Annotated in this window: 8 protein-coding genes; 5 read left to right on the forward strand and 3 right to left on the reverse strand. The window is 56.4% G+C overall.

What is annotated here, in order from left to right; translation table 11 throughout:
• Positions 1-37 precede the first annotated feature (37 nt).
• The 3 genes from cydC to trxB form a co-directional block, all read right to left on the reverse strand.
• Positions 38-1,759 carry a heme ABC transporter ATP-binding protein/permease CydC gene (gene cydC, locus VF709_RS09640; RefSeq protein WP_013097323.1) on the reverse strand — a complete coding sequence of 574 codons (1,722 nt, stop codon included), beginning with the start codon at positions 1,757-1,759 and terminating at the stop codon, positions 38-40.
• Positions 1,759-3,525 (reverse strand): heme ABC transporter permease/ATP-binding protein CydD, encoded by a 1,767-nt coding sequence (gene cydD, locus VF709_RS09645; RefSeq protein ID WP_013097322.1) that lies wholly within the window; start codon positions 3,523-3,525, stop codon positions 1,759-1,761. Before cydD ends, cydC begins: the two co-directional genes overlap by 1 nt.
• A 114-nt stretch (positions 3,526-3,639) precedes the next feature.
• Positions 3,640-4,608, reverse strand: coding sequence for a thioredoxin-disulfide reductase (gene trxB, locus VF709_RS09650; protein ID WP_013097321.1), 969 nt, complete (start codon positions 4,606-4,608; stop codon positions 3,640-3,642).
• A gap of 544 nt (positions 4,609-5,152) precedes the next feature.
• On the opposite strand from trxB, the gene lrp reads away from it, so the two are divergent.
• The 5 genes from lrp to serS all read left to right on the forward strand — a co-directional run bounded on the left by lrp (position 5,153) and on the right by serS (position 12,956).
• A complete protein-coding gene (gene lrp / locus VF709_RS09655; protein WP_000228469.1) occupies positions 5,153-5,647 on the forward strand; it encodes a leucine-responsive transcriptional regulator Lrp in 495 nt (164 codons plus the stop codon).
• A gap of 135 nt (positions 5,648-5,782) precedes the next feature.
• On the forward strand, positions 5,783-9,478 hold the full coding sequence (locus VF709_RS09660; RefSeq protein ID WP_149896588.1) for a DNA translocase FtsK 4TM domain-containing protein: 3,696 nt from the start codon (positions 5,783-5,785) through the stop codon (positions 9,476-9,478).
• A 128-nt stretch (positions 9,479-9,606) separates the two neighbouring features.
• On the forward strand, positions 9,607-10,218 hold the full coding sequence (gene lolA, locus VF709_RS09665; protein ID WP_013097319.1) for an outer membrane lipoprotein chaperone LolA: 612 nt from the start codon (positions 9,607-9,609) through the stop codon (positions 10,216-10,218).
• 9 nt (positions 10,219-10,227) lie between these two features.
• Positions 10,228-11,571 (forward strand): replication-associated recombination protein RarA, encoded by a 1,344-nt coding sequence (gene rarA, locus VF709_RS09670; protein ID WP_038419023.1) that lies wholly within the window; start codon positions 10,228-10,230, stop codon positions 11,569-11,571.
• 92 nt (positions 11,572-11,663) lie between these two features.
• A complete protein-coding gene (gene serS / locus VF709_RS09675) occupies positions 11,664-12,956 on the forward strand; it encodes a serine--tRNA ligase (RefSeq protein WP_008499983.1) in 1,293 nt (430 codons plus the stop codon).
• Positions 12,957-12,995 lie beyond the last annotated feature (39 nt).

The raw sequence follows: 12,995 nt of genomic DNA on the forward strand, positions 1-12,995 counted from the left end.
AACTCCAGTACGCGAGTGAGGACGCTACAAATATAGTCTACAGACGCTGTTTAAACTGGTAGTAGCGACCCTGTTTCGTCAACAGCTCTGCGTGACTACCTTGCTCAATAATGTGTCCGTTGTCCATCACAATTATCCGATCAAAACTTGCCAGTCCACGCAGGCGGTGTGTCACCATCAGGACGGTTTTACCGGCCATAACATTCGCAAGTAAATCAAGGATCTGGCTTTCAGTTGTCGCATCAAGCCCTTCTGTGGGCTCGTCGAGCAACATCAGCGGCGCATCATGCAGCAGCGCGCGCGCAATCGCCAGACGACGCAGCTCACCGCCAGAGAGTTGACGACCGCCTTCACCCAGCCAGCTGTTCAGGCCATCGTCTTCAAGCAGCTTATGCAGCCCGACCTGCTCCAGCATGGCGCGGAGTACGTCATCAGTGGCCTCCGGTGCAGCCAGCTGCAGGTTATCGCGCAGCGTGGCGCTGAAGAGATGAACGCGCTGCGGAACCACGCTGACGGTTTTGCGCAGCGCCTGTTCGCTGAAGTCTGCCAGCGGAGTTCCGTTAAACTGAATCTGACCTTGCTGTGGATCCCAGGCTCGCGTTAACAGTTGCAAAAGCGTGGATTTGCCGCAGCCGGTACGGCCGAGGATCGCAATCCGCTGACCCGCATCCACAGCGAGGCTAATGCCTTCCAGCGCATTCTGTGCCTGCTTGTCATAGGCGAAGGTGACGTTATTGAGTGTCAGGGCAACCTGCTCAGGCGTGGCCGTTTGCTCTGCGGTGAACTTCACCTCCGGATCCTGCTCCGCAATCTCCGTGATGCGCAGGGCGGAGGCGATGACCTGGCCGAGATGCTGGAAGGCACCCGTCACCGGCGCCAGCGCTTCAAAGGCCGCCAGGGCACAGAATACGAACAAGGCAATCAGAGGGCCCGGCTGTGCGTTATTGCCAACGCCACCGGACGCCATCCAGAGCATGGCGATGACCGCGACACCCCCGATTAACATCATAAGCGCCTGAGAGAACGCGGTAAGCTCAGACTGACGGCGCTGGGCTTCATGCCAGTTCAGTTCTGTGTTCTCCATTCGCGCACGGTAGCGCTCGCTGGCGCCAAATATCGTCAGTTCGGCCTGCCCCTGTAACCAGGAGGTGAGCTGCTGGCGGTACTCCCCGCGCAGACGCGTCAGGTTCTCTCCGGTGGATTTACCCGCGCGGTAAAATAGCGGCGGCAGGATAATGAGCGTCAAAAGCATGATCCCGCCCAGCGTCAGCGCAACAGGGACATCCAGCACCGACAGACCCAGCGTGACTACCACAATCACCACAAACGCGCCGACAATCGGTGAAATCACGCGCAGGTAGAGGTGATCCAGGGTGTCGACATCCGCAACCACACGGTTGAGCAATTCCCCCTGACGAAAACGCGCCAGTCCGGCAGGGGAGAGGGGCAGCAGTTTACTGAAGGTGTAAATGCGCAGATGTTGCAGCACGCGGAATGTCGCGTCATGGCTGACCAGTCGCTCGAAGTACCGTCCTGCCGTACGGGTAATGGCAGTGCCGCGGACGCCCGCCGCCGGAAGCATGTAGTTGAAGCTGTAGAGCCCGGCAACCCCCGCCACGGCAGAGGCAGACAAGAACCAGCCGGAAAGTGTGAGCAGGCCGATGCTGGCAAGCAGGGTCACAATGGCCAACACGATGCCCAGCGTCAGCATCCATTTGTGGCGTTTATAGAGCGCGAGATAGGGAAGCAGGGCACGCATCAGATGTCCTCCTGACGATTCGCCAGCAGGGCAGCGAAGGGGCCCTGCGCGGTAACGAGAGAGGCGTAATCGCCTTGCTCAACAATACGACCGTTTTCCATGACCCAGATCTGGTCCCAGTCGGCAATGCCTTCCAGCTGATGAGTGACCATCAGGGTGGTTTGCTGCCGCGAGGCGGCGTTCAGGGCCGCCATCACGCGCTGTTCACTGTGCGCATCCAGGCTGGCCGCCGGCTCGTCCAGCAGCATTAACTGGCATGGATTAAGCAACGCGCGGGCGACCGCCACGCGTTGCGCCTGGCCCACGGATAACCCGGCAGACTGATCGCCGACAACGGTATCGACGCCATGCGGAAGCAGCGGCAGAAACTCGCTGACCCAGGCGCGGTCGAGAACAGATTGCAACTCGTCTTCACGTGCATCCGGGCGAGCCAGCAGGACGTTTTCCCGCAGCGTCGGGGCTGGCAGCTGCGGGTTTTGCCCCACCCAACTGAGCTGTTTTCGCCAGGCGTTCGGATCGAGATCGCGCAGTTCGGTTTTGTTGATGCGCAGTGAGCCGGTATAAGCCATAAAACCGGATAACGCATTAATCAGCGAGCTTTTCCCTGAACCACTGGTCCCTACCAGCACCACCCGTTGCCCGGCGGGTAAGGTAAAGTTCAGTGGGCCAGCCAGCACTTTCCCTTCCGGTGACAGGATAGAGAAATCACGTGCTTCAATGGTCACGGGTTCATTGGCGTTCAGCGTTACCTCTCCCCGCTCCGGATGCGCCAGCGGCGTCTCCAGGAACGTTTTCAGGCTGTCAGCCGCGCCAACGGCCTGCGCTTTGGCATGGTAGAAGGTGCCAAGATCGCGAAGCGGCTGGAAAAATTCCGGAGCCAGAATAAGCGCCAGGAAACCGGCCGACAGCGTTACCGCCGTGCCGTAATGACCAAAATCCAGCGCGCCGAGATACGAGAAACCAAAATAGACCGCCACGAGGGCGATAGAGAGCGAGGTAAAGAATTCCAGTACGCCAGACGACAGAAACGCCAGACGTAACACTTCCATCGTGCGCTGACGGAAATCCTGCGACGCCAGGCGAATGTTTTCCGTTTCGGCTTCACCCCGGCCAAAAATGCGTAACGTCTCCATGCCGCGCAGACGGTCAAGGAAATGGCCGCTCAGGCGACCCAACGCAAGGAAGTTACGGCGGTTCGCATCGGCCGCTCCCATCCCCACCATCGCCATAAACAGGGGGATCAGCGGGGCGGTACCCAGCAGGATCAGCGCAGCTACCCAGTTGACAGGGAAAATGGTTATCACAATCAGCAGCGGGACGCAGACGGCCAGCGCCATCTGCGGAAGGTAGCGGGCGTAGTAGTCGTGCATATCGTCAATCTGTTCAAGGATTAACGTTGCCCAGCTTCCGGCTGGTTTTCCCTGGATCCATGCGGGCCCGGCTTCCTGAAGACGATCAAGCACCTGTCGGCGAATTTCGTAGCGAATATGCTGCCCCGCGTGAAAACCAACGCGTTCGCGCAGCCAGACAACCCAGGCGCGCAGAATGAAAACCAGGATCAGGACGATGAAGGGCAGCAGAAGCGCTTCACGCGGAATGTTCTCCATGATCATATGATTGAGAATGCGGGCCAGCAGCCATGCCTGGGCAACAATCAACAGACCACTGATCAGTCCCAGAAGACGGGAAATCATGAGCCAGCGGCGGGAAAGAACGCTCTGCTGTTTTAGCCAGCGTGTTAACTCTTGTTGACGGGTTTTTTCCATTGCGTGCTTTGCAGGTGATGTTATTAGAAAGTGGGCAGCGCAATGTTACAACGAGGAGACAATAAAGGCGACTTATCGCCGCCTTTATTTACGTTTGTTACTGACTTGTAAAGATTATTTACCTTGTTCAGCCAGCCCATCAAGGTAGCGTTCAGCGTCCAGCGCGGCCATGCAACCGGTGCCTGCGGAGGTGATCGCCTGACGGTAAATATGGTCCATTACGTCACCAGCAGCGAACACACCCGGGATACTGGTCTGGGTCGCGTTGCCGTGAATACCGGACTGCACTTTGATGTAGCCGTTTTCCAGCTCCAGTTGCCCCTCGAAGATCGCCGTGTTCGGGCTGTGACCGATAGCCACAAACAGGCCCGCCACTTCCAGCGTTTCGACGTTGTCGGTGTTCTGGGTATCACGAATACGCAGACCGGCAACGCCCATCTGATCGCCCGTCACTTCTTCCAGCGTACGGTTGGTGTGCAGCACAATGTTGCCGCTCGCCACTTTATCCATCAGACGTTTGATCAGGATCTTCTCGGCGCGGAAGGTATCGCGACGGTGGATCAGGTGCACTTCAGAAGCGATGTTCGCCAGATAGAGCGCCTCTTCTACGGCAGTGTTACCGCCGCCGATGACCGCGACTTTCTGGTTGCGGTAGAAGAAACCGTCGCAGGTTGCGCAGGCAGAAACGCCGCGACCTTTGAACGCCTCTTCTGACGGCAGGCCGAGGTAGCGGGCAGAAGCGCCCGTTGCGATGATCAGCGCATCGCAGGTGTACTCGCCGCTGTCGCCCGTCAGGCGGAACGGACGGTTCTGCAAATCGACCTTGTTAATATGGTCGAACAGAATTTCGGTTTCGAATTTAGCCGCATGCTCGTGCATACGCTCCATCAGCAGCGGCCCGGTCAGGTCGTTAGGGTCGCCTGGCCAGTTTTCCACTTCAGTGGTGGTGGTCAGCTGACCGCCTTTTTCCATACCGGTAATCAAAACCGGTTGCAGGTTAGCGCGCGCAGCATAGACCGCCGCGGTATATCCCGCAGGTCCAGAACCAAGAATTAGCAGCTTACTGTGTTTGGCCGTGCCCATGAGATCCCCATTGTTGTTGGCAGACAGTTGGCTGGATTGTAGGGAATTTGTTGCCGTAAAAAAAGAGCACAGCAATGTTGATCTCAATCTGTACGATAGGCGATGACGATAAATTGAGCGCTATAACATCAGGCTTACTTCTTAAATTCGCTTGTTTATAAGGCAATAAAATGAGGATTAATACCCCACCGAAATGAATATCCGGCATGTTGTACTAAAAATCGATGTTTTGCTTTGACAATCCCCTGCGCTTTTGCGAAAACATTCAAGGAAGAAAAAAAACCGCGTTAACCGTGTGCCGCATAGGCATGCACGTAAATGCCATTTTTACCGGGTCAGTGAAATCTACGCATGGCGTGGACAGACGCCATACGTGATGTCGGTGACTGCCTTCGGGCAACGGTCTTCTTACCAACAGAACCCGAATCCGCATCGCGTCTAATAGATAACCAGGCGATGTGATGACTAACGGGTACAGGCTCTGAACAGTGATGTGCACAGGGTCCAGGCAGGAGTAGGGAAGGAATACAGAGAGACAATAATAATGGTAGATAGCAAGAAGCGCCCTGGCAAAGATCTCGACCGTATCGATCGTAACATTCTTAATGAATTGCAAAAGGATGGGCGTATTTCCAACGTCGAGCTTTCAAAACGTGTGGGACTTTCCCCGACGCCGTGCCTTGAGCGTGTGCGCCGACTGGAAAGACAGGGTTTTATTCAGGGCTATACGGCTCTGCTGAACCCGCATTATCTGGATGCCTCACTTCTGGTATTTGTTGAGATTACTCTGAATCGTGGTGCACCGGATGTGTTTGAGCAATTTAACGCCGCTGTACAAAAACTTGAAGAAATTCAAGAGTGTCATCTGGTTTCTGGCGATTTCGACTACCTGTTGAAAACCCGCGTACCAGATATGTCCGCCTACCGTAAGCTGCTGGGTGAAACCCTGCTGCGTCTGCCAGGCGTGAACGACACCCGTACCTATGTGGTGATGGAAGAGGTCAAACAGAGCAATCGTCTGGTTATTAAGACGCGCTAACACGGAACAGGTGCAAAATCAGTGTAGTTTGATTACACTCCTGTTAATCCATACAGCAACAGTGCCGGGGTGTCCCGGCGCTGTTGTCCGTTTTAGCAAACAGGCAGGATATGCCTGATACCTGGAGAGCCTTTCTTGAGCCAGGAATACACTGAAGACAAAGAAGTCACATTATCGAAGCTAAGCAGCGGACGTCGGCTCCTTGAGGCGTTGCTGATTGTTATTGCCCTTTTTGCCGTCTGGCTGATGGCAGCCTTACTCAGTTTCAACCCCTCAGATCCCAGCTGGTCACAAACTGCATGGCATGAGCCTATCCATAATTTAGGCGGCGTTCCCGGTGCCTGGCTTGCGGACACCCTGTTTTTCATTTTCGGTGTGATGGCCTATACCATTCCCGTCATTATTATTGGCGGATGCTGGTTTGCCTGGCGCCATCGTCAGAACGACGACTACATCGACTATTTCGCGGTTTCGCTGCGCCTGATAGGCGCACTGGCGTTGATCCTCACCTCCTGCGGGCTGGCAGCCATCAACGCCGATGACATCTGGTATTTCGCCTCTGGCGGGGTCATCGGTAGCCTGCTGAGCTCTGCGTTACAGCCTATGCTTCACAGCAGCGGCGGTACCCTGGCATTGCTGTGTATCTGGGCGGCAGGATTAACGCTGTTCACCGGCTGGTCGTGGGTGAGCATTGCCGAGAAGATCGGCAGTTTTGTCCTCACTATTCTGACCTTTGCCAGCAACCGTACCCGTCGTGACGACACATGGGTCGATGAAGACGAATATGAAGATGAGTACGAAGAGGAAGACGATGCGCCAGTACAGCGTCGTGAATCTCGTCGTGCACGTATTTTGCGTGGAGCACTGGCACGCCGTCAGCGCGTCGCCGAGAAATTTGCCAACCCGCTGGGCCGTAAAACCGATGCGGCGCTCTTCTCCGGTAAACGCATGGACGAAGACGATCATGTTGAGTACCGTTCAGCCGGTGCCGCCGTCGATCCTGATGATGTGCTTTTCTCTGGCAGTCGCGCCACGCCGGGCGATTTTGATGAATACGATCCACTGCTAAACGGTCACTCTGTTACCGCACCGGTTGCCGCCGCGGCAGCCGCGACCACGGCGGCGCAGGCTTATGCAGCACCAGCGGAAGCCGTTATGCCGTCTGCGTCGGTTCCCGCTCCCGAGTCCGCTATTCAACAGCCTCAGGTAGAGTGGCAAACGGCGCCTGGCGTGCATACGCCAGAGCCGGTTATCGCACCAGAGCCAGAAAGCTATGCGCCGGTCCAGCAGGAACCGTGGCAGCAACCTTATCAGCCTGAGCCCGTTCATGAGCCGCAGGGGTACCCGTACGACGAGCAGCCCGTCGCGCAACCGTATCAGGAGTATGTCCCTGAGCCTGTTCCGCCTGCTGAGCCTTATGTCGCTCCTCAACCAGAACCTGAGGTTGTGGAAGAGGTCAAACCGTCTCGTCCGCCAATGTACTATTTCGAAGAGGTTGAAGAGCGCCGTGCCCGTGAGCGCGAGCAACTGGCAGCATGGTATCAGCCTGTTCCTGAGCCGGTGCAGGAGCCTGTTGTGAATACACCTTCTGTCTCCCCACCGCCGGTTACTCCAACGCCTGCGGTTGCACCAGTGGCAGAGAGTGTGAAACAGGCCACCGCAGCCGCTTCGGCTGCGGCGCCGGTCTTTAGCCTGGCGACAGGTGGAACACCACGTCCTCAGGTAAAAGAGGGGATTGGCCCGCAGTTGCCGCGTCCTAACCGCGTGCGTGTGCCAACCCGCCGCGAGCTGGCATCCTATGGCATTAAACTGCCTTCTCAGCGTATGGCTGAGGAGAAAGCCCGTGAATCTGATTACGACGATGATGCAGATGAAATGCAGCAGGACGAACTGGCGCGTCAGTTCGCCGCACAGCAGCATCAGCGCTATGGCGAGGAGTATCAGCACGATCATCCTGCTCAGGCGGACGATGATGATGCAGCAGAGGCAGAATTAGCACGCCAGTTTGCGGCCACCCAGCAGCAACGCTATTCAGGTGAGCAACCTGCTGGTGCGAACCCGTTCTCGCTGTCGGATTTCGAATTCTCACCGATGAAAGATCTGGTGGATGATGGTCCGAGCGAACCGCTGTTCACGCCGAGCGTCATGCCGGAAGCCGAGCCGGTGCGTCAGCAGCCGGCCCCAGCGCCACAGGCTTACGCCCAGCCGCAGCAGCCTGCGCCACAATCTTATGCGCAGCCACAGCAGCCACAGCAGCCACAATTCCAGCAGCCTCAGGCACAGCCGCAGGAAAGTCTCATTCATCCGCTGCTGATGCGTAACGGTGACAGCCGTCCGTTGCAACGTCCGAGCACGCCTCTGCCGTCGCTGGATCTGTTAACGCCGCCGCCAGCAGAAGTTGAGCCGGTCGATACCTTCGCGCTGGAGCAAATGGCCCGTCTGGTAGAAGCGCGTCTGGCTGACTTCCGCATTAAAGCGGACGTGGTCAACTACTCTCCAGGCCCTGTCATTACCCGTTTCGAACTCAACCTGGCGCCTGGCGTTAAAGCTGCGCGTATTTCAAACCTGTCCCGCGACCTGGCGCGTTCTCTGTCGACCGTTGCGGTTCGTGTGGTTGAAGTCATTCCTGGTAAACCTTATGTCGGTCTTGAGTTGCCGAACAAAAAACGTCAGACCGTTTACCTGCGTGAAGTGCTGGACAACACCAAATTCCGCGACAACCCTTCACCACTGACCGTGGTGCTGGGTAAAGATATCGCGGGTGAGCCGGTGGTAGCCGATCTGGCGAAAATGCCTCACCTGCTGGTCGCGGGTACAACCGGTTCCGGTAAGTCGGTAGGTGTGAACGCCATGATCCTCAGCATGCTCTACAAAGCGCAGCCGGAAGATGTCCGTTTCATCATGATCGATCCGAAAATGCTGGAACTGTCGGTCTATGAGGGGATCCCGCATCTGCTGACGGAAGTTGTGACCGACATGAAAGACGCGGCCAACGCCCTGCGCTGGAGCGTCAACGAGATGGAGCGCCGTTATAAGCTGATGTCGGCTCTGGGCGTGCGTAACCTTGCCGGTTATAACGAGAAAATCGCCGAGGCGGCGCGGATGGGTCGTCCAATTCCCGATCCATACTGGAAACCGGGCGATAGCATGGATGCCCAACATCCGGTGCTGGAAAAACTGCCTTACATCGTCGTGCTGGTGGATGAGTTCGCCGACCTGATGATGACCGTCGGTAAGAAAGTGGAAGAGCTGATTGCCCGTCTGGCACAGAAAGCGCGTGCGGCCGGTATTCACCTCGTCCTGGCGACGCAGCGTCCTTCTGTGGACGTCATTACGGGTCTGATTAAAGCCAACATTCCGACCCGTATCGCCTTTACCGTATCAAGCAAAATTGACTCGCGTACCATCCTTGATCAGGGCGGTGCTGAATCGCTGCTGGGGATGGGGGATATGCTCTACTCCGGCCCGAACTCCACCTCTCCGGTGCGCGTTCACGGCGCATTCGTTCGCGACCAGGAAGTGCATGCCGTGGTGCAGGACTGGAAAGCGCGCGGTCGTCCACAATACGTTGACGGCATTACCTCCGACAGCGAAAGCGAAGGCGGCGGCGGTGGTTTTGACGGCGGCGAAGAGCTGGATCCGTTATTCGACCAGGCGGTTAATTTTGTTACCGAAAAACGCAAAGCCTCGATCTCCGGCGTTCAGCGTCAGTTCCGTATTGGCTACAACCGCGCGGCGCGCATCATTGAGCAGATGGAAGCCCAGGGCATTGTCAGTGAGCAGGGGCATAACGGTAACCGTGAGGTGCTGGCTCCGCCGCCGTTTGATTGATCTTCAGCGTGTGCAAAGAAGGGTAAATCAGCCAAATTTAAGCATTTTCTTCTGTCACCTGCCTGCGGGCAGGTCCAGAATAGAAAACGGAAACCCCATTTCGGGATGACGTATTTTAAGGAACAACAATGAAAAAAATCGCAATCGCCTGTGCATTACTCACCAGTTTTGTCGCCAGCAGCGTCTGGGCTGATGCGGCCAGCGACCTTAAAAGCCGCCTGGATAAAGTGAGCAGCTTCCACGCCAGCTTCACGCAAAAAGTGACTGACGGCAGCGGTAATGCGGTGCAGGAAGGCCAGGGCGATCTGTGGGTAAAACGCCCAAATCTTTTCAACTGGCACATGACTCAGCCTGATGAGAGCATCCTGGTCTCTGACGGCAAAACCCTGTGGTTCTTCAACCCGTTTGTTGAGCAGGCAACCGCCACCTGGCTGAAAGATGCGACCAGCAACACGCCCTTTATGCTGATTGCCCGTAACCAGGCCAGCGACTGGCAGCAGTATAATATTAAGCAGAACGGTGATGAGTTTGTCCTGACGCCAAAAGGCAGCAACGGCAACCTGAAGCAGTTCACCATCAATGTAAGCACCAACGGTACCATCAATCAGTTCGGCGCCGTTGAGCAGGACGATCAGCGCAGCAGCTATCAGCTCAAATCTCAGCAAAATGGCGCTGTCGATGCATCTAAATTTACCTTTACCCCGCCGCAGGGCGTAACGGTGGACGACCAACGTAAGTAAGAGGCATGAGTGGGCAACCTGTCGCTCGATTTTTCAGATAATGCGTTTCAACCTCTGGCCGCGCGTATGCGGCCAGAAAATTTAGCTCAGTATATTGGCCAGCAGCACCTGCTGGCTGCGGGGAAGCCGTTGCCGCGGGCCATTGAAGCCGGGCATCTGCACTCGATGATCCTCTGGGGACCACCCGGTACCGGTAAAACCACACTTGCTGAAGTGATCGCCCGCTACGCTAACGCGGACGTCGAGCGCATCTCGGCCGTCACATCCGGTGTGAAGGAGATCCGCGAGGCAATTGAGCGCGCGCGTCAGAACCGTAACGCCGGGCGACGAACCATCCTCTTTGTGGACGAAGTCCATCGCTTTAATAAAAGTCAGCAGGATGCATTCCTGCCGCACATCGAAGATGGCACCATCTTCTTCATCGGTGCCACCACCGAAAACCCGTCATTTGAACTCAACTCGGCACTGCTTTCCCGGGCGCGCGTCTACCTGCTTAAATCGCTCACCATCGAGGATATTGAAAAAGTTCTCACCCAGGCGATGGACGACAAAGCCCGCGGCTATGGCGGACAGGACATTGTCCTGCCTGACGACACGCGTCGGGCAATTGCGGAACTGGTTAACGGCGATGCGCGGCGGGCGCTGAATACCCTGGAAATGATGGCCGATATGGCCGAAGTCGACGACGCCGGCAAACGGGTATTAAAACCGGAACTGTTGACCGAAATTGCCGGTGAGCGTAGCGCCCGTTTTGATAACAAAGGCGATCGCTTTTACGATCTGATCTCGGCGCTGCATAAGTCGGTACGCGGCAGCGCGCCGGATGCCGCGCTTTACTGGTACGCTCGCATTATCACTGCCGGTGGCGATCCGCTGTACGTCGCGCGTCGCTGTCTGGCGATTGCCTCAGAAGATGTTGGCAATGCCGATCCGCGCGCCATGCAGGTGGCGCTTTCGGCCTGGGATTGTTTTACTCGCGTCGGGCCGGCAGAAGGTGAGCGCGCTATTGCTCAGGCGATTGTCTATCTGGCCTGCGCGCCGAAAAGTAATGCCGTCTATACCGCATTCAAAGCGGCCATGTCGGATGCGCGTGAGCGCCCGGACTACGATGTGCCGGTGCATCTGCGTAATGCGCCAACGAAACTGATGAAAGAGATGGGGTACGGGCAGGAGTATCGTTACGCTCACGATGAACCCAACGCTTACGCGGCCGGAGAGGAGTATTTCCCGCAGGAAATGGCACAAACCCGCTATTATCACCCCACAAACAGAGGTCTTGAAGGCAAGATTGGCGAAAAGCTCGCCTGGCTCGCCGGACAGGATCAAAATAGCCCTATAAAACGCTACCGTTAGTTCAGTCGTTGCGGTAATGTTGGCATTGTATCCCTGTGGCTGCAGGCTGTGGCCACATTTTCCTATTTTAATTCGATAAGCACAGGATAAGCATGCTCGATCCCAATCTGCTGCGTAATGAGCCAGACGCAGTCGCTGAAAAACTGGCACGCCGGGGCTTTAAGCTGGATGTAGATAAGCTGCGCGCTCTTGAAGAGCGTCGTAAAGTTCTGCAGGTACAAACTGAAAATCTGCAGGCAGAGCGTAACTCTCGATCGAAGTCCATCGGCCAGGCGAAAGCGCGCGGGGAAGATATTGAGCCATTACGCCTGGAAGTGAACAAACTGGGTGAAGAGCTGGACCAGGCGAAAGCTGAGCTGGACGTTCTTCAGGCCGAAATTCGTGATATCGCCCTGGCTATCCCGAACATTCCTGACGACAGCGTTCCTGTCGGTAAAGACGAAAACGACAACGTTGAAGTGAAACGCTGGGGTACGCCTCGTGAGTTCGACTTCGAGGTTCGCGATCACGTTACTCTGGGCGAAATGCACGCGGGCCTGGACTTTGCGGCAGCCGTGAAGCTGACCGGTTCTCGCTTCGTGGTGATGAAAGGTCAGATTGCTCATCTGCACCGTGCGCTGGCACAGTTCATGCTGGATCTGCACACCGAGCAGCACGGTTACAGCGAAACCTACGTTCCATATCTGGTTAACCACGATACTCTGTACGGTACCGGACAACTGCCGAAATTTGCCGGCGATCTGTTCCATACCCGTCCGCTGGACGAGGAAGCCGACAGCAGCAACTACGCGCTGATCCCAACCGCGGAAGTGCCGCTGACCAACCTCGTGCGTGATGAGATCATCGACGAAGACGACCTGCCAATCAAACTGACGGCGCACTCTCCGTGCTTCCGCTCTGAAGCGGGTTCTTACGGCCGTGACACGCGTGGTCTGATCCGTATGCACCAGTTCGATAAAGTTGAAATGGTACAGATCGTTCGTCCGGAAGAGTCCATGGACGCGCTGGAAGAGATGACCGGCCACGCGGAGAAAGTGCTGGAGCTGCTCGGTCTGCCGTACCGTCGTATGGCGCTGTGCACCGGTGATATGGGCTTTGGCGCCTGCAAAACCTTCGATCTGGAAGTGTGGGTACCTGCGCAGAACACCTACCGTGAAATCTCCTCCTGCTCTAACGTCTGGGATTTCCAGGCGCGTCGTATGCAGGCACGCTGCCGCAGCAAGTCCGACAAGAAAACCCGTCTGGTGCATACCCTGAACGGCTCTGGTCTGGCTGTTGGCCGTACGCTGGTTGCCGTGCTGGAAAACTATCAGCAGGCAGACGGGCGTATTGAGATCCCTGAAGTTCTGCGCCCATACATGAAAGGCCAGCAGTACATCGGCTAATTCTTTGCCTAACAACAAAAAAGCGCCTTTTGGCGCTTT

This window comes from Enterobacter sp. Lyrl_3, assembly GCF_051948675.1.
In the GTDB taxonomy this organism is placed as follows: domain Bacteria; phylum Pseudomonadota; class Gammaproteobacteria; order Enterobacterales; family Enterobacteriaceae; genus Enterobacter; species Enterobacter cloacae.